General features: G+C 63.6%; 17 protein-coding genes. 12 read left to right on the forward strand and 5 right to left on the reverse strand.

Features of this window, described 5'->3' with window-relative positions; genetic code table 11:
- Positions 1–125: 125 nt before the first annotated feature.
- Both LGH70_RS10330 and LGH70_RS10335 read right to left on the reverse strand, forming a co-directional pair.
- Positions 126–1688, reverse strand: a complete 1563-nt coding sequence (locus LGH70_RS10330; RefSeq protein WP_226185177.1) for a hypothetical protein — start codon at positions 1686–1688, stop codon at positions 126–128.
- Between the two features lie 384 nt (positions 1689–2072).
- Positions 2073–4301 (reverse strand): M3 family metallopeptidase, encoded by a 2229-nt coding sequence (locus LGH70_RS10335; RefSeq protein ID WP_226185186.1) that lies wholly within the window; start codon positions 4299–4301, stop codon positions 2073–2075.
- A gap of 279 nt (positions 4302–4580) precedes the next feature.
- Between LGH70_RS10335 and LGH70_RS10340 the strand changes: the two genes are divergently transcribed.
- The 6 genes from LGH70_RS10340 to LGH70_RS10360 all read left to right on the forward strand — a co-directional run bounded on the left by LGH70_RS10340 (position 4581) and on the right by LGH70_RS10360 (position 12811).
- On the forward strand, positions 4581–5897 hold the full coding sequence (locus tag LGH70_RS10340; RefSeq protein WP_226185188.1) for a leucine-rich repeat-containing protein kinase family protein: 1317 nt from the start codon (positions 4581–4583) through the stop codon (positions 5895–5897).
- A gap of 59 nt (positions 5898–5956) precedes the next feature.
- Complete coding sequence (locus tag LGH70_RS10345; protein WP_226185190.1) at positions 5957–6253, forward strand: hypothetical protein; 297 nt, start codon at positions 5957–5959, stop codon at positions 6251–6253.
- Between the two features lie 98 nt (positions 6254–6351).
- Positions 6352–6486 (forward strand): hypothetical protein, encoded by a 135-nt coding sequence (locus tag LGH70_RS23615; RefSeq protein ID WP_262905299.1) that lies wholly within the window; start codon positions 6352–6354, stop codon positions 6484–6486.
- 352 nt (positions 6487–6838) lie between these two features.
- The gene (locus LGH70_RS10350) at positions 6839–9400 is read left to right on the forward strand and encodes a DUF5916 domain-containing protein (protein WP_226185192.1); all 2562 of its coding nucleotides are present in this window, start codon (positions 6839–6841) and stop codon (positions 9398–9400) included.
- Between the two features lie 136 nt (positions 9401–9536).
- On the forward strand, positions 9537–11300 hold the full coding sequence (locus LGH70_RS10355; protein ID WP_226185195.1) for a T9SS type A sorting domain-containing protein: 1764 nt from the start codon (positions 9537–9539) through the stop codon (positions 11298–11300).
- Positions 11301–11617: 317 nt separating this feature from the next.
- Entirely contained in the window at positions 11618–12811 is a 1194-nt protein-coding gene (locus LGH70_RS10360) for an MFS transporter (protein WP_226185197.1), read from the forward strand.
- Positions 12812–12825: 14 nt separating this feature from the next.
- Here the strand turns inward: LGH70_RS10360 and LGH70_RS10365 are convergent, their stop codons facing one another.
- Positions 12826–13134, reverse strand: coding sequence for an NTF2 fold immunity protein (locus LGH70_RS10365; RefSeq protein ID WP_226185199.1), 309 nt, complete (start codon positions 13132–13134; stop codon positions 12826–12828).
- A 269-nt stretch (positions 13135–13403) separates the two neighbouring features.
- Here LGH70_RS10365 and LGH70_RS10370 point away from each other — a divergent pair, with 269 nt between their 5' ends.
- From LGH70_RS10370 to LGH70_RS10390, 5 genes are all read left to right on the forward strand, one after another.
- Entirely contained in the window at positions 13404–13736 is a 333-nt protein-coding gene (locus LGH70_RS10370; RefSeq protein WP_226185202.1) for a hypothetical protein, read from the forward strand.
- 16 nt (positions 13737–13752) lie between these two features.
- Positions 13753–14208: a peptide-methionine (R)-S-oxide reductase MsrB gene (gene msrB / locus LGH70_RS10375; RefSeq protein WP_226185204.1), complete on the forward strand. Its 456-nt coding sequence runs from the start codon at positions 13753–13755 to the stop codon at positions 14206–14208.
- A 138-nt stretch (positions 14209–14346) separates the two neighbouring features.
- On the forward strand, positions 14347–16890 hold the full coding sequence (gene uvrA, locus LGH70_RS10380) for an excinuclease ABC subunit UvrA (RefSeq protein WP_226185206.1): 2544 nt from the start codon (positions 14347–14349) through the stop codon (positions 16888–16890).
- A gap of 321 nt (positions 16891–17211) precedes the next feature.
- Positions 17212–18639: a phytoene desaturase family protein gene (locus LGH70_RS10385; RefSeq protein WP_226185208.1), complete on the forward strand. Its 1428-nt coding sequence runs from the start codon at positions 17212–17214 to the stop codon at positions 18637–18639.
- Complete coding sequence (locus LGH70_RS10390; protein ID WP_226185210.1) at positions 18632–19468, forward strand: alpha/beta fold hydrolase; 837 nt, start codon at positions 18632–18634, stop codon at positions 19466–19468. The genes LGH70_RS10385 and LGH70_RS10390 overlap by 8 nt, the downstream gene beginning before the upstream one ends.
- A 105-nt stretch (positions 19469–19573) precedes the next feature.
- On the opposite strand, the gene LGH70_RS10395 is transcribed toward LGH70_RS10390, so the two are convergent.
- Complete coding sequence (locus LGH70_RS10395; RefSeq protein ID WP_226185213.1) at positions 19574–20716, reverse strand: FAD-dependent oxidoreductase; 1143 nt, start codon at positions 20714–20716, stop codon at positions 19574–19576.
- A gap of 269 nt (positions 20717–20985) precedes the next feature.
- Here LGH70_RS10395 and LGH70_RS10400 point away from each other — a divergent pair, with 269 nt between their 5' ends.
- Positions 20986–21564, forward strand: a complete 579-nt coding sequence (locus tag LGH70_RS10400) for a class I SAM-dependent methyltransferase (protein ID WP_226185215.1) — start codon at positions 20986–20988, stop codon at positions 21562–21564.
- Here the strand turns inward: LGH70_RS10400 and LGH70_RS10405 are convergent.
- Complete coding sequence (locus LGH70_RS10405) at positions 21561–23108, reverse strand: SulP family inorganic anion transporter (RefSeq protein ID WP_226185217.1); 1548 nt, start codon at positions 23106–23108, stop codon at positions 21561–21563. The genes LGH70_RS10400 and LGH70_RS10405 overlap by 4 nt on opposite strands.
- Between the last annotated feature and the right edge of the window lie 19 nt (positions 23109–23127).

The raw sequence follows: 23127 nt of genomic DNA on the forward strand, positions 1-23127 counted from the left end.
AAGAAGCAGCGGCCGAAAAAACCGGCTGCCGCGCCCCGAAGATACGGCGGCCCGATGGCGTTATCGAACAAAAAAGCCCCCGGCTACGGCCGGAGGCTTTCAGAATACGGGCTGGGCGGGCTGGGCTACTCCGCGGCCGGGGCTGCGGCGGCCACCACGCCGGGCGTATAGTTGGGTACCAACGACTTATCGACAAACCACACGGTCAGTGTGTTATTGATGCCCCGGTCGAAATCTGAGTGGCAGTGAATGTTGGCATTGTTGTTCAGCAGGATAAAGCTGGTATTGTTGAGCTGAGAATTTTTCCACCACATGCCGTCGTCGTCCTTGTTGCGCTGCAGCTGCCACTGGATGATGGGGCCGCTGACGGGGAGCGAAAAATCGTGGTCGACGTGGCCCGATTCCCAGTCCTGCCAGCTGTTGACCGAGCTGGATTGAATCACAAAAGCCGGGTCGTTGGCCGCGTTGGGGTAGACGATGCTGCCAAAGGTGCGGGACGAATCCTGCCCGTAGTCGTCGCCGATACCGGGCTCCACTACCTGCATGGCCCGGATAGCGTGCAGAAAGATGTAACGCTGGGTCAGGTTGTTGATATTCGTGAGCAGCGTAGTGGCCTGCGTGCTCAGCGCGGCCAGCGTGGGCGCGTCGCCCGCCAGGTTTTGGGCGTTGGCATTGACTGTGGCCGCCAGCGTATGTACCTGGGTGGTGTAGGTGTCCTGCCAGGTCGGGGGCAACGAGTGGTGCATAATCTGCACCCGGTAAGTATTGAAATACAGTAGGCCAATAGCCGTGAAGACATCCGGGCTAATGGGCAGCGTGGTTGGAATGCGGTTGTCGAGTTGGCTGTAGTGAATCAGCTCGGCCCGGTCGGGCACCGGCGAGTTGTTATCCTGAAACCACTTCAGATACTGCTGCATGGTATCGATGCCGGCCGGCACGCTGGGCTGTTCTGCGGCCGTGGGAGATATACCGTGCATATCCAGGTCGAAGCTCATGGCCACGTCCTTGTTGGCAATGGCCTTTTTAAAGGCAGTTTCTCCCTCGGCCGTAAACATGTCCGGCACCTCGGCTCCAATGGCTGCTTTAACTTGGTCTAGCGTCTCTTCCGAGGTGGTGCTGATGGTATAGATGGCCCGAAAAGTAGCCATGCGCTTGTAGCCGCCAATGTAATAGTCGCCGTAGAGCTTGCGAAAGTCCTCAAACCGACCCGCGTCCAGCAGCTGCTTGGCATCCCCCGTAAACTGCAGCCCGGCCGGAGCCAGGACGTCATAATCATTATAAAATACCTCGTAGGTGGCCAGAATAGTCATATCCATCTTGGATTGCTTCACCTGGCTCAGATATTCGCTGGAGGCATTCATGCTTAGGCCGCCAATGTTATAGGTGGCGCTAGCGGAGGCCGTAATCAGACTATCAACGTCGCTGGTGCTGGTCACGGAGGTAAAGGACGTGTGCGCATCCTTGTGCTGGGCGGGCGTCACGGTGGAGGGCTCCAGCGCGTGCCCGCACAGAATGCCCGTCACGGCATTGACGCCCTTGCCCAGCTGATAGATATCCTGCCAGGGCTGGTTGCCCAGGTCGCTGACCAGGGTAGTGGTGCTGGCGCTCAGCGGCTGGCCGGGCACGCGGGTAGCCAGGGCCGCGGCGGGCAGGTCCGAAATGTCTTGGGAGGTAGTTGGCAGGGACATACGTATGAGAAAATAAGGAGGAAGAATGAAGGCAGACGAATACGAGTACTGGCGCTTAACACCCAGGGTCCGGCCCGGCAATGCTCAGATTTTATCGAAAGGAAAACGAGTGAGCCGGTACAGATTAAGCAGCTCACAAACTAAGGGCGGAGAAGACGTAAAGCACGATCTTTTGCCGAAACTATTCTCAGGTAAAACTACCTGACTTGCGAAGTCCACAGTTTAGTCTTCCCCGCCGGCTCCTGCTTTTGAAAAACCGGCTCGGAATCGACACGTTGCTGCTTACCCGGCCCGCAAAAAAGCCGCCCCCGGGCGGGCCGTCCGGAAGGAGCGGCACAACCCAGGGGCGGCTGTTTGGTGCGGTAGTTCGGGCCTTGCGGGCGGCTAGCTTTTCTTGGCCGGAGCTTTCTTGGCCGGGGCAGTAGTTGCCTTGCTGCCACTCATCGGAAAGCCGCGCTCCTTCATCAGCGCATCGATTTTCGGGTCGCGGCCCCGGAACTTGCGGTAGCCCTCGGCCGGGTCCACGGTGTTGCCCACCGAAAACACGTTCTGGGTCAGGCGCTTGCCCACGGCTTTGTCGTAGGCCCCGCCGCCTTCGGTGAAGGCCGAGTAGGCATCGGCCGCCAGCACCACCGACCACAGGTAGCTGTAGTAGCCGGCCGAGTAGCCATCCGAGGAAAACACGTGCGAGAACTGCGGGGTGCGGTGGCGCATCACGATTTCGCGGGGCATGCCCATCTGAGTCAGGGTTTCGCGCTCAAACTTGTCGGCGTCAATCTTCTGCGAGCCCGCCAAATGCAGCTTCATGTCAATCAGGGCGCTGGCCAGGAACTCGGTGGTTTCGAAGCCCTGGTTGAAGGTCGAGGCCTTCTCAATCCGGTCGACCAAGGCCTGCGGAATCGGCTTGCCGGTCTGGTAATGGAGGGCAAAGCGGTTCAGCACCTGGGGCGTGGGCAGCCAGTTTTCGAGCAGCTGGGAGGGGAATTCGACGTAGTCGCGCACCACGCTGGTACCCGAGAGAGTAGGGTAGGTCACGTTCGACGAGAGGCCGTGCAGGGCGTGGCCGAATTCGTGGAACAGGGTGGTGGCGTCGGTCCAGGAAATGAGCGTGGGCTCCCCGTCCTTGCCCTTCACGAAGTTGGAGTTGTTCGAGACGATGGTCGTCACGTTGCCGTCGAGGCGCTGCTGATTGCGGTAGGCGTTCATCCAGGCCCCCGAGCGTTTGCCGGGCCGCGCATACGGGTCGAAGTACCATAAGCCCACGTGCTTGCCGCTGGTTTTGTCCTTCACTTCCCACACTTTCACGTCGGGGTGGTACACGGGCACGTTGGTCACGGGCGCAAACGAGAAGTTGAACAGCTCGCCGGCCACCCAGAACATGCCCTCGCGCATCTTATCTAGCTGCAGGTACTGCTTCACCTCGTTCTGGTCGAGGTCGTAGCGCTGCTTGCGTACTTTCTCGGCGTAATAGCGGTAGTCCCAGGGCTCGATCTTGAAGTCGGCGCCGGCGCCTTCCTTGCGGGCCAGGGCCTGCATGTCGGCCACTTCCTGCTTCACGCGGGCCACGGCCGGCGTCCAGACCTGCTCCATGAGCTGCATGGCGGCTTCGGGCGTTTTGGCCATCGTGTTGTCGAGGCGCCAGTGGGCGTGGGTGGCGTAGCCCAGCAGCTTGGCCCGCTCGGCCCGCAGCTGTAGAATCTCGCTGATAATAGCGTTGTTGTCATGAGCCCCGCCGTTGTCGCCGCGGTTGTAGAACATACGCCAGGCCTTCTCGCGCAGCTTGCGCTGGTCGGAGTAGGTCAGGAAGGGCTCCACGCTGGAGCGGGTGTTGGTGATAACGCCGGCGGCACCCGAAACCTTGCGGCTGGTGGCGGCTGCGGCAGCATCGGTCTTCAGCGAAGCCGAAAGGCCGCCCAGGTCGGCGGGCGTTTTGAGTACCAGCACCGAGTCCTGCTCATCGGCCAACACGTTCTGGCTGAAGCGCGTGAACAGGCCCGCTAGCTGCTGGTTGATGGCCGACAGGCGGGTTTTGGCCGCGGCGTCGAGCTTGGCGCCGGAGCGCACGAAGTTGTTGTAGTAAATCCAGGTGAGGCGCTGCTGCTCGGGCGTCAGCTTTTTCTTCTCGGGCGCGTTATACACCGCCTCGATGCGCTTGAACAGGGCCTCGTTCTGGTTGATCTGGTCGCCGAAAGCGGCCATGCGCGGGGCCATTTCCCGCTGGATGGCCTGCACGTCGGGCGTGCTCAGGCTACCCGACCAGATGCCGTACACGGTCTGCACCTCGTCGAGGCGCTGGCCGGCCCGCTCCAGGGCGGCAATGGTGTTGTCGAAGGTAGGGGCCTCCTTGCTGCTGGCAATGGCCTGGATTTCGGCCAGGTTCTGGGCCATGCCGGCTTCCAGGGCCGGCTTGAACTGCGAAACCTGAACTTTATCGAAGGCTGGCACGCCGCCGTAGGGCCCTTCCCAGGCCATGAGCAGCGGATTAGCCGCCGCGCTGGAGGCCGGGGCCGGGGTTTGGGCAACGCTGGAAGTGGGAGTCACGAAGGCAGCCAGGCTGAGGGTGAGAAAGGTATTGGCCAGTAAGAATTTACCGGAAGCAGACAGTTTGGGCATGGGCAACGGGCCGGTGGAGGGTGAATTAGAATTGGGAAGATAACACGGAAAGCCGGGTTGAGTTGCGCAAGGGGGGCAAGTCTGGAGACTTGCCGCGTGGGCCGGTGGGCCGACGCGGCTGCGCCGAAGTCTGTCGCCAGTGTAACCAGTGTACAGCAGCAACACACCGGTTTATCAATTATTGTTCCGGCCCGCCAACTGCCCTGGGTGTGGCGCTCCTGTCAGGTTCCGGGTCGGAAAAGTATGTCAGTCCGGCCGCCCTTGCCGACCTTTGCCCGCATGCACACCCTCGAACAGCTGCGCAGCGGCGCTTTAGTTGGCGCCACCCGCCTCGACCTTTCCTGCGGCCTGAGTGAATTCCCCCGCGAGATTTTTGAGCTGGCCGATACGCTGGAAGTCCTGAACCTGACCGGCAACCAGCTCGCCGCCCTGCCCGCCGATTTGCCCCGCCTCCATCGGCTGCGCATCCTGTTCTGCTCCGACAACCGCTTTACCGAAGTGCCCGAAGTGCTGGGTCAGTGCGAGCAGCTGAGCATGGTCGGCTTCAAGGCCAACCAGATTCACACCCTGCCCGGCGCGGCTCTGCCCCGGCATCTGCGCTGGCTGATTCTGACCGACAACCAGCTGCGGGAGCTGCCCCCGGAAATTGGGCAGTGCGCCCGGCTGCAGAAGCTGATGCTGGCCGGCAACCAGCTCACCAGCCTGCCCGAAACTCTGCGCCACTGCACCAGTCTGGAGCTGCTGCGCCTGGCCGCCAACCGCCTGCCGGAGTTGCCCGCCTGGCTGCTGGAGCTGCCCCGCCTGACCTGGCTGGCCTACGCCGGCAACCCATTCAGCGCCGCTGCCGAGGCCGAGGCCGAAGCCCGGCATCCCATCCGCCGCATTCCCTGGCCCGAGCTGGCGGTGAGCCGGGTGTTGGGCGAAGGCGCTTCGGGCGTGATTTCGCAGGCCCGCTGGCAACCGACTGCCGCCGCCGCCCGGGAAGTGGCCGTGAAAGTGTTCAAGGGCGCCGTAACCAGCGACGGACTGCCCCACAGCGAAATGGTGGCCTGCATCAGTGCCGGCGCCCACCCCCAGCTCACGACGGTGGAAGGCCGGATTACAGAGCACCCCGGCGGGGCCGAAGGGCTGGTGCTGGAACTCATAGCGCCCGAATTCCGGATTCTGGCCGGCCCGCCCAGCTTCAGCAGCTGCACCCGCGACGTGTATGCCGCCGGTACCCGCTTCAGCTTGAGCACCGTGCTCAATATTGCCCGCGGCATTGCCTCGGCGGCCGCCCACCTGCACCAGCGCGGTATTCTGCACGGCGATTTGTACGCCCACAATATTCTGACCACCGCCGCGGGCGAGTGCCTGCTCAGCGACTTTGGCGCGGCCAGCTTTTTCGACCCGGCTGAGGCGGCCGTGGCCCAGGCGTTGCAAAGTCTGGAAGTGCGGGCCTTTGGGTGCCTGCTGGAAGAGCTGCTGGCCCACTGCGAAGCCTTGGGCGAAGCGGAAACAGCCCCGCTGCAGGCGCTCGGCCAACGCTGCCTGGCCCCGGCGGCGCAGCGGCCCCGCTTTGCCGACATCCACCGGATGCTGGCCGCGGGGGTATAAAATGGCCGGGCGCCCGTAATCTGTTCTTTGCAACGCGCTGCTTGTCCTATCTTTGCACTATGAAATCCCCCCTGTTTCACGTTGGCCAGCCCGTGGTGTGCACCAACGACGACTTTATGCTGCTGCAAGTGCAGAACCCCAACATCCAGACGCCCAAGCGCGGCCCCATCTACACCGTGCGCCGCCTCTACGACACGCACAAAGGCTTTGGTATTACGCTGGCCGAAATCAGCAACGCGGAAGTGGCCCCGGGCTTTCCCGAGGCCAATTTCCACGAGAGCCGCTTTATGGCCCTGCCCCCGGTAGAAGAGCTGGAGCTGGCCGAGCTGCTGGAAGAAACCGTGCCCGCCTACTAGGCAGAAGCGTAGCGGCGCAGGAGCCAAAACCGGGAACAATCTGCTGCGGTGCCTACGTATGTAAAGGACTATCCTTAACATTCCGTAGACCCGATACGATGAAGCTGCCCGGCTTGAAGCTCCGACCCAAACGGGACGACGTTCCCGAAGACAATTACAGCAAATGGGGCTGGTACGCCATGGCCGTCCTTTCCCTGCTCTGGATTATCTATAACCTGATGGACGGCAAGTAGCTTTGCCCGAACTACCCGAAAAAAGCCCCGCTCATGCCCGTGAGCGGGGCTTTTTTTTGGGCGTAGCGCAGAAGGGCAGGCCGACGGGAAATCAATTCTGAATAAAATTCGGGCCGGGCTGTAACCTTTCGAAAAGCGGGCGGTGTCCAGGCGCAGAACCCCCACTTTCTCACGCTTCACACGCTTGCCTCGCGGCTGGCAGCGCCACCCCGGACTGGCGCCGCCGCTGCCCTTCAACTCCTGGCTTCAGAATGCTTCAGCGCCGCTTTTGCGGCTGCCGGGCTGCGCTTTGCCCTTGCGGCAGGGGCTTTCTGGGGCGCCCATCCACGACCAGCCTCTACTCACTTTCGCTATGACTCTCCCTTCTACGCTGCGGCTGTTGCTTTTCCTGCTGGGCTGCTTGCTCGGACTCATCTTGCCGGCTCAGGCCCAGAGCACAGCTCCGATTGCTGCGGCCGCGGCTACGGCGGCTCCCAAGCGCCAGCTGCAGGCTGTGCGCATTACCGAGGTCATCAAGCTCGATGGGGTGCTCGATGAGACGGTGTGGCAGCAGGCGCCCGTAGCCACCGACTTTGTGCAGCAGCGGCCCAACCCGGGCGTGCCCGAGCGCCACAAAACCGAGGTGCGCGTGCTCTACGACGACAATAACCTCTACATCGGGGCCGCGATGCACGACGTGTCGCCGGACTCGATTCTGCGCGAAATGACGGCCCGGGACCAGTTTGGCAACTCCGACCTGTTCTGCATCTTCCTCGATACCTACCACGACCAACTCAACGGCTACAACTTCGGCGTGACGCCGGCCGGCGTGCAGTACGACGCACGCTACTCGCCGGCGGGCGGGGAGGATTTCAACTGGAACGCCGTCTGGGATGCGCGCACCACTATTCGCGGCACCGACTGGTACGCCGAAATGCGGATTCCCTACTCGGCCATTCGCTTCAGCAAGCAGGCCGAGCAACTCTGGGGCCTCAACTTTGCCCGGCAGCGCAAGCGCGACAACGCCCAGTACTTCTGGAACGAGGTGAAGCCGGCCGTGAACGGCTTCGTGAACCAGTGGGGCGACCTGCGCGGCATCCGGGACGTGCAGCCGCCGTTGCGCCTCTCGCTCACACCCTACGTGAGCAGCTACGTGAACCACAACCCGCTCAGCGCCGAGGGCACGCGCCGCACGACTACCAGCTTCAACGGCGGGGCCGACATTAAGTGGGGCATCAACGAGAGCTTCACCCTGGACGCCACCCTGGTGCCCGACTTCGGGCAGGTGCAGAGCGACAATCAGGTGCTCAACCTCTCGCCTTTCGAGGTCCAGTTTGCCGAAAACCGGCAGTTCTTTACCGAAGGCACCGAGCTGTTCAGCAAGGGCAATCTGTTCTACTCGCGGCGCGTGGGCGCCACCCCCATCGGCTTTTATGAAGTGAAGGCCGGCCAGGGCGAAAAGCTGGTGCGCAACCCCTCGGAAACCCAGCTGCTGAACGCTACCAAGGTATCAGGACGGACGAAAAGCGGGCTGGGCATCGGCCTGTTCAACGCCGTGAGCAACGATATGTACGCCACCGTCCGCAACGACGAAACGGGGCAGGAGCGCCAGATAGCCACCCAGCCGCTGAGCAACTACAGCATTGCCGTGCTCGATCAGAGCCTGAAAAACAACTCCTATGTGTCGCTGATTAACACCAACGTCACCCGCTTTGGCCGCACCTACGACGCCAACGTGACCGGCGGCCTGTTCCGCTTCAACGACAAGCACAATGCTTATTCCATCGACGGCAGCCTGGTATACTCGCGCCGCCGCGGCACTGTGTTCGGCAAAGACGAGCAGGTCAGTGACCAGGACGGGTTTAAGTATGCCGTGGGCCTGGGCAAAATCAGCGGCAACCTGACCTGGGGCCTGAACCACACCATCGAGTCGGACCGCTACAACCCCAACGATTTGGGCATCCTGTTCGGCAACAACAAGATCAGCCAGGCCGCCGACGTGGCCTACCGCATCTATAAGCCCTTCTGGAAGGTGAACAACATGGCCTTTTTTGGTCAGGTAGGGCAGGCCCTGCTCTATAAGCCCACGCGCTACCAGAGCCTGTATTTCTATAATGGCTTCAACACGACCTTCACCAAGAGCTTCCTGCAAATCGGCTACGACTTGAGCTACAACGCCAAGACCCACGACTTCTTCGAGCCCCGCACCAGCCCGCTGGGCGAGTACTTCGTGCGGGTGCCGGCCTACACCGATTTCGTGGCGTTCCTGAACTCCGACACGCGCAAGCGGTTTTCCTACGGCCTGAATGCCGGCATCCAGCACTTTGCCCAGGACGCCCGCCTCGACCGGCCGCGCCGCATGCGCTACAGCTTCGGGGCCTACCCGCGCTACCGCGTCAATAATCACCTGACGTTTCGCTACAGCCTCGACTGGAGCCGCAGCAACAACCAAGTGGGCTACGTGAACGGCGGCCTCGACGAGGCGCAGCCCCTGGACCGGCCGTTTCTGGGCCAGGTGCTGCTGGGCCGCCGCGCCGTGAGCACCGTGGCCAACGTGGTGTCGGTGGCCTATACGTTCACCAACCGCATGTCGCTCACGCTGCGCACCCGCCACTACACCAGCAACGTGCGCTACTTCGACTTCGTGACCCTGGCGCCCGGCGGCCAGGAAACGCCCGCCGACTACCGGCGCACCCGCGACAATACCTACAATGCCTTCAACGTGGACGCGGTGTACGCGTGGTGGTTTGCGCCCGGCTCCCAGATCAGCGTGGTCTGGAAAAACGCCAACAGCCCCGACATTCAGGCCAACGAGTTTACGCCCCTCTACTTCAGCAACCTGAGCAACACCATCAACACGCCCCACAACAACTCGGTGTCGGTGAAAATCCTCTACTACCTCGACTACCTGGCGTTTCGGAAGCGGCGGGGGTAGAGTGAGGGTAGGAGGGTAGGAGGTGCCCGTTGTTGGAGTAAAAGCAGTATCTAGCAAGTAGTTTCCGCTGTGCTTTCCACGCCGCATTTTTGGGCGCTACTACCAACCTATTGTTTAACTCCTACTCCGAATTCGTATGCCCAACCTCTACTTCCCGGCCCGCTTCCTGCGCGGGCTGCTGCTTACCGCGCTGCTGACTCCCGGCGCGGCGTTTGGGCAAAGCCCGACGTGGCACCGGGCCGCGGCCGTAGTTCCGGCTACCCGCAGCTGGTCGCGGGTGGACGCCACAGCCGCCGACGGCCAGGGCTTCGTGTATCTGGCGGGCAGCTTTAGCGGCACCATTCAGCTCGACGGCACCACCCTCACCAGCAGTGCCCAGGCCGACGTGTTCATTGCCAAATGGAACAGCACGACCAACACCTTCGTCTGGGCCCAGCGGGCGGGCGGCCGCGGCAACGACAACGTCAGGGCGCTGGCCGTGCAGGGCAGCAGCGTGTACGTGGGCGGCAGCTTCGACACGGGCCGGGCCGGGTTCGGCAGTGATTCTCTCGACTGGGCGGGCGGCAAGGATGGCTTCGTGTGCAAGCTCACCGATGCGGGCACCAACGCTAGCTTTGCCTGGAGCAAAGGAGTGGGCAGCACCCGCGACGAAGAAGTAACGGCCCTGGCGGCCACTCCGACGGGCCTCTACCTGACGGGTATGTTCTCCAGCCCCACGCTAAGCCTGGAAGGCCGCTTGCTGACCAACGCCGCGCCCGTGAGCAGCCTGATGGCGCCCGATTTGTTTGTGGCCAAGCTCACCGACGCGGGCACCAGCGCCACTTACGCCTGGGCCGAGCGTACCGGCGGGCCCAGTACCGATGAAGTGTCGAGCATGGCCGTCGAGGGCAGCAACGTGTATCTGCACGGCTCCTTTTACGGCCTCACCAGCATTATCGGCACCACTACGCTCACCAACTCAGCCTCGTCATACGCCACTACCGCCGACCTATTCGTGGCCAAGCTCACCGACCAGAGCAGCGCCGCCGCCTGGGGCTGGGTGCTGCCCGTGAGCGGGCCAGAGTGGGAATATTCGGGCAGTATCGCCGCCTACGGCTCCAGTGTGTACGTTACGGGCACCTACGCCAACAAGAATACCATCCGGTTTGGCAACAGCAGCCTGACCGGCACCAACAACATGAACTGCTACGTAGCCAAGCTCACCGACGCGGGTGCCCAGGCCAGCTGGCAGTGGGTGCAGGGCCCCCGCGGCGACAGTAGCTGGGGCAATGCCATACAGGCTTCGGCCGCCGGGGTTTTCGTCGCGGGTATGTTCTCCGACGGAGCAGCGCGCAGCATCACCCTGGGCTCTACCGTGCTGGCTAGTCCTTGCTTCGGGTGCCGGGGCACGTTCGTTGCGGGGCTCACCGATATGGGCAGCTCCGGCCGCTTCAGCTGGGCCGTACAACCCGCCGGGGCTTCCTACTCCAGCGCCGCCGGCCTGGCCATCAGCGGCAATGAGCTGTATATCGGCGGGAATTTTCAGGCTCCGTTTGTGCAGTTCGGTACGCTCGGCCTGGCCGTTCCCCTCGCCAACGAACGGCCCAACGTCGGCTACGTGACGGTCCTACGCTCTATTACCACGTCCATGAAAGCCCCGGCCTGGGCAGCTGGCCTGGAGCTAACCCCGAACCCCGCCCACGGCCGCGCCATGGTGTCGTTGCCGGCGGTGCCCGGCGCTACCCGCGTTACGCTGCTGCTCACCGACGCCCTGGGCCGCACGGTACGAACGGCTACGGCCGCGCTGCCCGCCGCCGGCCTGCGCCACGAGCTGAATCTGCAGGGCCTGGCGCCCGGGCTGTATTCTTTGCGCGTGCAGGCCGGGCAGCAGCAGGCCGTCCGGGCGCTGCTGGTGGAGTAGTTACTCAGCTGTTGCGGTGGTGGGCGGAGCCGGGCAACGTTGCCTAACTCCCGTCCGGTTGCCCCTTTTTTACGTCAAAAAGCCCTTTGCTACGTTGCTGGCAAAGGGCTTTTGGGTTGTAAAGACTGCAGTAGGATAAGCCGTGCCGGGCTGTAACAGGCGCCACTGAGGCCGGGCGACAACCGCCACCGGGCAGTGGCGCCGCCCGGCAGGCAGTTTCGTGGTGGCCCGGGGAAGGAGGCCAGCGGGTTTTGCGTAGGTTTGAATTCCCGTCCCACCCTGGAAAGCCCACCTTTCCGTCCTACCCGCCGTTCTTCTTGCCACTACCCACTTCCCAACCCCGCCCCTGGATTCTGCCGGTTATCGTGCTGGCACAGTTTGCCGGCACCTCGCTCTGGTTTGCCGGCAACATCGTACTGCCCGATCTGCTGCGCGACGCCCACCTGGCCGGTACCTCGCTCAGCCTGATGGTGTCGGCCGTGCAGCTGGGCTTCATCGGGGGCACGCTCGGCTTTGCCCTGCTCACGCTGGCCGACCGGGTGCCACCGGCCCGCCTGTTTCTGCTGAGTGCCGTGGCCGGCAGCCTGGCCAATCTGGGCTTGCTGCTGCCGGGGCCCACGCCGGCACTGCTGCTGGGGCTGCGGTTTTGCACGGGGCTATGTCTGGCCGGCATCTACCCCGTGGGCATGAAAATAGCGGCCGACTACTACGCCGACGGGCTGGGCAAGGCGCTGGGGTTTCTGGTGGGCGCGCTGGTGCTGGGCACGGCTTTGCCCCATGGCCTGCGCTGGCTCACGGCGGGCGTGGCCTGGCAGCTGGTGGTGCTGGCTACCTCGGCCCTGGCCCTGGGCGGCGGACTGCTGCTCTGGCTGCTGGTACCCAACGGTCCGTTCCGGCGCGTGGGCAGCCGGCTGCAGCTAAGTGCGGTGCGCGGCATCTGGCAGGACCAGCCGTTTCGGGCCGCGGCCTTCGGGTACTTTGGCCATATGTGGGAGCTGTACACGTTCTGGGCTTTTGTGCCCCTGCTGCTGGCTACCTACGGCCGGCTGCACCCCGAAATAACGCTGTTGGGACCCGCTTTGGCTTTTTTGCTGATTGCGGCCGGGGCGCCGGCCTGCGTGGCCAGCGGCTATGTGGCCCGGCGCCTGGGCACGCTGCGCACGGCCCGCTTGGCTTTGTGGGTATCGGGCCTTGGCTGCCTGCTGAGCCCGGTGCTGCTGCTGTTGCCGCTACCGTACTTCGTGGCGGCCCTGGCGGTGTGGGGCATGGCCGTCGTGGCCGATTCGCCCCAGTTTTCGGCCCTGGTAGCCCAGCAGGCCCCCGCCGCCCTCAAAGGCACCGCCCTGACGATGGTAACCTGCCTGGGTTTCGCCCTGACCATTGTGAGCCTGCAAAGCTTTGCCGCGTTGCAGAATGTAGTGGAGGCGCGCTACCTGTTTCTGCTGCTGGCGCCCGGCCCGCTGCTGGGCCTGTGGGCCACGCGCAGCACGGGCCGAAGCGCCACTACGTAAGAAGCCCGGTCTGCTTATTTGCCGTGCGTTAGTTTTAGCACCTCACTGGTCTTGGCATTCAGAATAATTTCAAAAACGCCTCCATCACAGCCGGCCGGCAACGTTCCGCTGATGTACCAAAACCCGTCAATCCGATACACTTCGTAGGGCCGCTGCCGCACAATGTTGGCCTTGCCATACACCCTGAATACAATAGGCTCGGCTACGGCAACGGCCGTGGCCTGGTCGGGCAACAGAACGGACGAAAATCCGGATTTCTCCTGCCGCAGATACTGCACTCTTGCGCGGGCCTCGGCTTCCCCGGTTAGGGAGCGGCCCGGCAAGCTTTGGGCTGTGCAGTGAAAGGATAGCAAAATCAGAGCACAAATTCCTCGTGGCAGGCTTTTCATAGGGGCGAAATATAGGAAGTTTACTCCCTGTAGCCGCAGTTGCCTGACACCGTCACGGGAGCAGGCATTGGGCTATGGGCAAAGCCTCTCGCAAAAGGTTTTGCCCGCGAAGCCGCGCCCCGCGTAGTACTTTGCGTGGCCAACGGGAGACGAAGCGCACTGCTGCGCTGCACTGCCGGGGCCATTCATCCGTATTGTCTGCCATGAGCCTCGACCCCGCCACCTTCTTCCACCACGCCGCCGATAATGAGAAAACCATTGTCTATACCCAGACAGTGGACGGCGACATGGAGCCCCACGATGCGCTGCTCATTGCCCAGACCAACCGCCAGCGCCTATTCGTGACCCTGGAAAAGCGCCGCCGCTACGTCACCTACACCTTCGTGGATGACGCCACGGACGACGTGGAGCTGGACTTCGTGCAGGATTATCAGGAAGTGGAAGAGCTGCTGGAAGACGCCGGCCTCTACGGCAGCCACGACGGGGAAGTGGGCATTCTGTACCACAACCTGCTGTTTTTGCTGATGAACCCCTAAGCCGGTTGGTGCTTCGATGCTGCGCTGGATTGACGTGCTGACCTTCGCCAAATACGGCAACCCCGAGCCTAGCCACCGCGTGGAGAAAACCGAGGACGAGTGGGCCCGGGAGCTGCCGCCGGCCCGGTTTCGGGTCTTGCGCCAGCAGGCCACCGAGCCGCCCTACCGCAACGCCTACTGCCGCAGCTATGAGCCCGGCCTCCACCAGTGCGCCGGCTGCCACAGCCCCCTGTTCGACTCGGCCACCAAGTACCACGCCATATCCGGCTGGCCCAGCTTCACCCAGCCCCTGGCCCGCAATGCCATCCGCTACCTCTTCGACGAGAGCCACCACATGCAGCGCGTGGAGGTGCGCTGCAACGTGTGCGGCGGCCACCTGGGCCACGTGTTTCCGGACGGGCCCGCGCCCGGTGGGCTGCGCTACTGCATCAACTCGGAGAGCCTGGTGCGGGTGGCGGAAAACACAGGTTAGTCGAAGGGCGCTACGGACAGATTATGCGTCTGGCCTGTTATCCACCAACACTTAGGAGTAGCCCCGAAGCTTCCCGTTAACCCGTACGCGGTTTGCGTAGTATAGCCACCGATACACTCTCGGACTTTTTCGCGGCTCATGGCGACACCTTCTTCTGCATCTGATTCCCCCAACTTCACCGGTTTCGTGCGCGTGCGCGGCGCCCGGGAGCACAACCTCAAAAATGTCGACGTTGACATTCCGCGTGATGCCTTGGTGGTGTTTACCGGCGTGTCGGGCTCCGGCAAATCGTCCCTGGCCTTTGGCACGCTCTACGCCGAGGCCCAGCGCCGCTACTTAGAATCCGTTTCACCCTACGCCCGGCGCCTGTTTCACCAGATGGCCGTGCCCGAGGTGGATAGCATCGACGGGCTGCCCCCGGCCGTGGCCTTGCAGCAGCAGCGCGGCACGCCCACCACCCGCTCGTCGGTGGGCTCGGTCACCACGCTTTCCAACCTGTTGCGCATGCTCTATTCCCGGGCCGGCGACTATCCGGCCGGTCAGAGCATCGTGTACGCCGAAGGCTTTTCGCCCAACACGCCTGAGGGTGCCTGCCCGCAGTGCCACGGCCTGGGCCGCATCTACGAAGTGACGGAAGAAACCATGGTGCCCGACCCCACGCTCACCATCCGGGAAAGGGCCATTGCGGCCTGGCCCCAGGCCTGGGGCGGCCAGAACCAGCGCGACATCCTGGTGACTTTGGGCTACGACGTGGACACGCCCTGGCAGGATTTGCCGCGTAAAGACCGAGACTGGATTCTGTTTACCGACGAGCAGCCCGTGGTGCCGGTGTACCCCGGCTATTCGCCCCAGGAAACCCAGCGGGCCCTGAAGCGCCGCGAGCCGCCGAACTACATGGGTACCTTCACGGGCGTGAAGCGCCACGTGCTGCACACCTTTGCCACCACCCAGAGCGCCCTGATGAAAAAGCGGGTGCTGCAGTACATGCTCAGCACCGAGTGTCCCACCTGCCGGGGTAAGCGCCTGCGGCCCGAGTCCTTGGCCGTAACGTTTGCCGGCCTCGACATTGCCGACATGGCCCGCCTGCCGCTCAAGCGCGTGGCGACCCTGCTACGGCCCTACGCCGAGGGCACCGCCAAACGCCAGCGCCACGACGCGGCCCACCCCGAGCAAACCATCGTGGCCCAGCGCATTGCCGAAGACCTGTGCGCCCGCCTCACCGTGCTCCTCGACCTAGGCCTGGGCTACCTGGCCCTGGAACGCAGCACGCCCACGTTGTCGCCGGGCGAATTGCAGCGCCTGCGCCTGGCGACGCAGCTGTATTCCAACCTGTTTGGGGTGGTGTATGTGCTCGATGAGCCTTCGGCCGGCCTGCATCCTTCCGATACGGAGGCTTTGCTCAAAGCCCTGAAAAGCCTGAAAGCCGCCGGCAACTCGCTGTTTGTGGTAGAACACAACCTGGACGTCGTGCGGCAGGCCGACTGGCTCGTGGACGTGGGTCCGGCCGCCGGGGAGCAGGGCGGAGAAATACTCTACAGCGGGGCTCCGGCCGGGCTGGCTGACGTCGAGGCCTCCCAGACCAAGCGGTATTTGTTCAACGAAGCCGCCGCCGAAGTCCGCACGTCCCGCCAACCCACCGGCTGGCTTAAGCTGCAGGGCGTCACGCGCAACAACCTCGATAACCTGGCTGTAGCGTTTCCGCTGGGCGTTTTTACCACCGTCACGGGCGTGTCGGGCTCGGGTAAGTCGAGTCTGGTGAGCCAGGTGCTGGTGGAGCTGGTGGCCGAGCAGCTGGGGCAGGAGGTAGGTGCCGAGGAAGAAGAAGCCGACCCGCTGGAACGGGCCGCACCGCTGCCTACCGGCGGCAACATCGTGAGCGGTATGGAGCACATCAAGCGCCTCGTGCGCGTGGACCAGAAGCCCATCGGCCGCACGCCCCGCTCCAACATGGCCACCTACACCGGCCTGTTCGACCACGTGCGCAAGCTGTTTGCCGCCACGCCCGCCGCCAAAAAGCGCCGCTACGACGCCGGCCGGTTTTCCTTCAACGTAGCCAAGGGCCGCTGCGAAAACTGCCAGGGTGAAGGGTTCGTGATGGTAGAGCTGCTGTTTCTGCCCAGCGTGTACGCGCCCTGCCCGGTCTGTCACGGGGCCCGCTACAACGCCAAAACCCTGGAAATAACTTACCGCGACAAGAACATTGCCGAGGTGCTGGCCCTGAACGTGGACGATGCCTGGGCGTTTTTCGACGAGGAGCCGGCCGTGCAGCGTGCCCTCACGGTGCTGCGCGAAGTGGGCCTGGGCTACCTGCGCCTGGGCCAGCCGGCCACCGAGCTGAGCGGGGGCGAGGCCCAGCGCATCAAGCTGGCCACCGAGCTGCAACGCGCCCAGCGTGGCAATTCGCTCTACATTCTCGATGAGCCTACCACCGGCCTGCACCCCTCCGACGTGGAAAAGCTGCTCACCCAGCTCGACGGCCTGGTGGAAGCCGGCAACACGGTCATCGTGGTGGAGCACGACATGCGCGTGGTAGCCGCCTCCGACTGGGTGATGGACATCGGCCCCGGCGCCGGCGACGAAGGCGGCCATGTAGTAGCGGCGGGCACTCCGGCCGAGGTTGTGAATGTAAAGGAAAGCCGCACGGCCCCGCATCTGAAGCGGTTTTTGGGCGGCGAGAAGTAGCGGAGAAATTCAGAACAGTATGTTGTTGTTTATTCTGACATACGCAAAGCGAAGGACCTTATACCAATGGAACGACTTGCTTCCATGTGATAAGGTCCTTCGCTTTGCGTATGTCAGATGACAGATAACGAAGCGGTAGAGATGCTTCGACTGCGCTTTGCTACGCTCAGCATGACGGGCGTTTTCCAGCAACGACGCCCTGCGAAAGACCTCGGCTTGGCTTCTTGCTAACGTTCACCAAGGCTTATTTGCCAGCTTTGGCTTTGCCATGCGCGGTTCGGCAGTATCTTCCGTGTCCCATAGCACCCCTAACTGTCCCGAATGCCCGAGCTGCCCGCGTCGTCGAATCCCATTCTCATTATCGGGGCCGGTATCGGCGGCCTGAGTGCGGCTATGCGGCTGGCCCGGCTGGGCTACCCGGTGCGGCTGTTGGAGGCGCGGGAGCAGGGCGGCGGCTTGGCGTCGGGCTTCACGCTGGAGGGCTTTTCTTTCGATTCGGGCCCGTATATTCTGCTGGATCAGCCGGGGCTGGCCTGGGCGTTTGAGCAGCTGCAGATTTCGGCCGAAACCCTGCCGCTGCGGCCCATCGAGTCGGTGTACCACGTGCTGCAGGAAGACGGCAGCACCACCGCATTCGACCGTAGCCTCGCGACCACGGCGGCACGGTTTGAAGCCCAGCAGGCCGGCAGCGGGCCGCGCTACGAAGCCTTTGTGGCGCGCACCTTCAAGATTCACCAGGTCATGAAGCCGCTTACCTTCACCAACCACCCCACGCCGCTGGCGGTGCTGCGGGCCGGCGGGTGGCGCTACGTGCCGTTTTTGCTCAGCTCCCTGGGCTCGGTGCTGGAGCGGGCCCGCCTGCCGCTGGCCGTGCGCAAGGGCATCAGCATCTGGACCCACATTGCCGGGCAGCCCGTGGAGCAGGCCCCCAGCCCGATGGCCTTTGTACCGGGCCTGTTTCACCACGTGGGCTCGTTTTACCCCGTGGGCGGCATGCGCGCCATTCCCGAGCTGCTGGAAAAAACGGCGCGAGCGGCCGGCGTCAACATCTCCTACGGTACTAAAATAGCCCGCATCTGCACTAGCGCCGGCGCCGTAACCGGGGTCGAAACTACCGCCGGCGAGTTTATCCCGGCCCAGGCTATTATCTCCAACGCGGCGGGCATCGGCACTTATACCGAGCTGACGCAGGATATTGCCCCCAAGGAAAAACAGAAGCTCGAAGCCCTGCCGCTCCAGTCGCCGGGCGTGTGCGTGTACCTGGCCGTGAGGGGCCTCAATCCGCCGTACTACATTCGCTTCAAGCTGCGCGGCACCGGCTGCACCGCCTTCGTGCAGCCCGGCCTGATGGCGCCCGAGCTGGCCCGGGAGGGTTGGTATCCGGCCCGCCTCATTGCCCCGCTCGACCACGCCACGGCCGCCGCGCTGGGCCCGGCCGGGCAGCGCGAGCTGATGGATGAGCTGCTGGCCGACCCGTGGTGGCAGGACAATATTCAGGAGTACCGCGTGCTGCACCGGCGCACCACTTTCGAGTGGGGCCGGGAGTTCAACCTCTACCACGACAGCATGAACCCGGTGATGACGGCCAAATTCATGCGCCAGGGCCGCATTGCCCACCGCAGCCTCCTGGTGCGCGGCCTTTACCTAACCGGCAGCGCCACGCACCCGGGGCAGTGGGTGAGCTTCTGCGCCATTTCCGGTGTGCTGGCCGCCAACTGTCTGGCCGAAGATTTCCCGCGCCATGCTTGAAACCACCGAAGAGCAGCCCCGGCCCGGCAAGCGCCTGCGCGTGGCCCGGCTCGGGCAGGGTGAGGCCGTGCTGCTGCTGCACGGCTACCCCGATAATCTGCAGGTGTTCAGCCAGCTGGCTCCCGGTCTGGCCCCCGACAAGCGCGTCATCGCCTTCGACTGGCCCGGCATGGGCGACAGCGACGACTGGGGCGGCGGGGCCACGCCTTTGCTGGTGGCCCGGCGCCTGCTGCAGCTGCTCGATGCCTGGCAGCTCGACAAAGTACACCTCGTGGGCCAGGATATGGGCGGGCAGCCGGCCCTGGTATTCGCGGCCGTGTACCCCGAGCGGGTGCGCAGCGTGGTGGTGATGAACTCGCTGGTGAACGGCGACGCGGATACATCGTGGGAAATCAAGTGGCTGCGGCGCTTCGGGGTGAATAAACTGCTGCTGGCCCGGTTCCCGTGGCTGGTGTTTCAGCGGGCCCGCTACACGTTTCTGCCGCGGGGCGTAGCCATCGACGCGGCGGTGCAGCGGGATATGTGGCGCACGTTTCGGCAGCCGGCGGTGCGGCAGTTTATCGTGCGCATGTGCGCCGGCTACGAAGGCCAGCTCAAGCGCCTGCCCGAGTGGTACCGCCAGATTACCTGCCCCGTGCTGATTCTGTGGGCCGAGAAAGACAAGCATTTTCCCGTGTCGCAGGCCCGTTCCCTGCAGCAGCACATTCCGCACGCCCGCCTGCGGATTCTGCCCGGTGCCGGCCACTGGATGGTGCTGCACCAGGCCGCCGAAACAGCCGCTGCCATCCGTGAATTTTACCGGGAAGTAAAAACCGGCGAAACATTCTGAACGGGGTAGAGACGCATACTTGCGTCTCAATCGTTGAATGATAATCGTTGCAGCGGCGCATGCAATTGAGACGCAAGTATGCGTCTCTACTCTGTGCTAAGGATGTTAAAAGTTCAGGGTGTACACCCGCCGGAACTGCTGCTCGATGATGAAGGAAGGCGTGGTGCGGATAATGAAGTTGCGCAGGGCAGCCGGGGCGTGCTGCAGATAGCCTACCTGCCCCATGATGCGCGAGGTGCGCACGATGTGCAGGGCCTTGGCCCGGCGCAGGCGCTGCATGGCGGCAAAGGCCCGCTCCACGGTGGCTTCCTGCTCCAGGCACTGGGCCAGGGCAAAGGCATCTTCCACGGCCTGGCAACCACCCTGGCCCATGTAGGGCGTCGAGGCGTGGGCGGCGTCGCCAATTAGGCAGACTTTGCCCTGGCTCCAGCTCGGAATCGGGTCGAAGTCGGTTATTTCGTTGCGGATGATGCGGGGCTCGTCGGCCGCTTCCAGAATGGGCAGAATGGGGTAGGCGAAGTTGCGAAACGTGTCGAGCAGGTGGGCTTTCAGCCCGTTGGGGTACGTCGTCACGCCTGGGGCGTATTCGCCCACAAACCAGTCGACCACATCATCGGCAATTTCCGAAAACCCGAACCGCACCCCCTGGGCCCAGGCCTCCATGATGGACTGCTGAAACTCGGGCCGCAGCCGTACCTCCGAGATGCCGCGCCACACGATGTGGCCCGTGCTGGCAAACCGCGCCCCGGGAAACAGCTGCCCGCGCACGGCCGAGTGAATGCCGTCGGCGGCCACGAGGTAGCCCGCCTCCAGGGTGGTGCCGTCGGTGAACGACACGCGCACGCCGGCGCTGTCCTGGGTGAAGCCGGTCAGGGTTTTATTGAGCAGCACGGTGCCGGGCACCAGCTCGGCCAGCAGCGCATCCTGCAGCCGGGCCCGCCGGATGGCCGTAGTGGTGTAGCCAAACCGCTGCCGCACCCGCTCCTGGTCGGTGCGCATAATGGGCCGCATCTGCGCATCCACCACCTGAATGTTGCGCAGGGGCACGCCGGCCGCGTTTATCTTGTCGGCAATGCCCAGGCGGTGAAATACCTGCATAGCGTTGGGCGCCATCCAGATGCCGGCGCCCAGGGGCTTTATTTCCGGCGCCGACTCGCACACCGTTACTGCCAACCCCCGCCGCTGCAGGGCCAGCGCCGCCGTCAGGCCCGCAATGCCACCACCAATAATAAGTCCGGGAAGCTGCATAGCAAGTGAAATCAGGGCGTAAGGATGCGGGGTGCGGGGCGGCGTGAGGGCTAAAAATACGGCACAATCCGGTAACGGCAGCACGTTTTTGGTTGCCATTGGCCGGCCCAATCTGATTATGATCAGGCCGTATTCGTCTGAGAAATACATTCCCCACCGATGTCAGGCTCACAATTCAATCGGTGCTGTGGACCCTTCCAGGCTCAACCCCGTACAGATAACGGCTGGCACTGCCGGGCCGCTGCCATCCTGTTACCGCTTTTCTGAGCATGACCTTCCTCGAAGAATTTATCCGCAACCCCGCCACCGTGGGTTCTCTGGTGCCCAGCTCCCGCGAGCTAACCGATAAAGTAATGGAGCCCATCGACTTCACCCAGGCCCGCTGCATTGTGGAGTACGGCCCCGGAACGGGCGTTTTTACCGATATTCTACTGGCCCGCCGCCAGCCCGGCACCACCATCGTGCTCATTGAGGTGAGCCGCCGCTTCTGCCAGCTGCTGCAGGCGCGCTACGCGGCCCATTCCGATGTGCACGTTATCCACGGCTCGGCAGCCGAAACTGGAGAATACCTGCGCCAGCGCGGCCTCGACCAGCCCGACTACGTGGTGTGCGGCCTGCCATTCTCGTCGTTGTCGCGGCGCCTGGGCTGGCGTATTCTGGAGCACACCCGGCAGCTGCTGCAGCCCAATGGCCAGCTGATTCTATTCCAGTATTCGCTGCGCAACACGCGCCTGTTCGAGAAGTTCTTTCAGCCCCTGGGGCAGGAATATGTGCTCCTGAACCTGCCGCCCGCCTACGTGCTGACGTATGCGCCCCGGCCCGTGGCAGCTGCCAGCCGCGCAGCTTAGCCTGCGCTGGTCGCCACGCGGTACTCGGGGTCTTCCAGAATGTTGACCTCGATGAGGGCACCAGCGTTGCGCAGCAGCAGGCGGCAGTCGGGGCTGAGGTGGCGCAGGTGCAGGGTTTTGCCCAGGCGCTGGTAGCGGTCCGTGAGCTTGTGCAGGGCATCGATGCCCGACATATCGGCCACGCGGCTTTCCCGGAAATCGATGATAATTTTGGCCGGGTCCTGGGCCACGTCGAACTTCTCGGTGAAGGCCTGCACCGACCCGAAAAAGAGCGGGCCGTAGATTTCGTAGTGCTTCACGCCGGCCGCGTCCACGTACTTGCGGGCCCGGATGCGCTTGGCGTTTTCCCAGGCAAAGGCCAGCGCCGACACCACCACGCCCAGTAGCACGGCCAGGGCCAGGTTCTGCGAAACGGCCGTTACCAGCGTCACGAGCAGCATCACCAGCACGTCGGTGAGCGGCATGCGGCGCAGAATCCGCAGGCTGGCCCACTCGAAAGTGCCGATGACGACCATGAACATGACGCCAACCAGGGCCGCCAGCGGCAGCTGCTCAATCAGGGAGGAGCCCACTACCACGAACAACGCCAGAGCCACCGCGGCCACTACGCCCGACAGCCGTCCGCGCCCCCGCGACTCCAGGTTCACCATCGTCTGCCCAATCATGGCGCAGCCGCCCATGCCGCCCATAAGGCCCGAGGTAATATTGGCCAGACCCTGGGCTACGCAGTCCTGGTTGCCCCGGCCGCGGGTGTCGGTCATTTCGTCTACCACCGTCAGGGTCAGCAAGCTTTCGGTGAGGCCTACCAGGGCCATAATCAGGGCGTAGGGCAGCACCCGGGCCAGCGCATCCCAGGTGAGTGGCACCAGCGGCAGATGAAACCGGGGCAGGCCGCCGGCAATGGAAGCAATATCCCCCACCGACTTAGTTTGCAGCCCGCCCCCAATGACCAGCGCCGACACCACCACAATAGCCGTGAGCGAGGCGGGCACGGCCTTGGTAAGCTTGGGCAGAAAATACACGATGCCCATCGTGAGGGCCACCAAACCCAGCATCAGCCCCAGCGCCGGACCCGAGAGCCACTGCTCGTGGCCCCCGGCGTCACGCACTTTAAACTGCTCGAGCTGAGCCATGAAGATGATGAGGGCCAGGCCATTGACGAAGCCGTACACCACTGGCTGGGGCACCAGCCGGATAAACTTGCCGAAGCGCAGCAGGCCGATGGCCACCTGAATCAGGCCCATCAGCACGACGGCCGCAAACAGGTATTCGACGCCGTGCTGTACCACCAGACTCACAATCACCACGGCCACGGAGCCGGCCGCGCCGGAAATCATGCCGGGCCGGCCGCCAAATACGCTGGTGATAAGGCAGATAATAAAGGCCGAGCCGATGCCGACCAGCGGGCTGATGTGGGCCAGCAAGGCAAAGGCCACTACCTCCGGCACCAGGGCTAGGGCCGTGGTCAGGCCGGCCAGAATTTCGTTTTTGGCGTTGACTTTATACTGGGCCAGATACGACCCGAGTGAAAAAGAGGAAAGCATAGCAAGCTGAGCGAAAGGC

Source organism: Hymenobacter nitidus (assembly GCF_020447315.1).
In the GTDB taxonomy this organism is placed as follows: domain Bacteria; phylum Bacteroidota; class Bacteroidia; order Cytophagales; family Hymenobacteraceae; genus Hymenobacter; species Hymenobacter nitidus.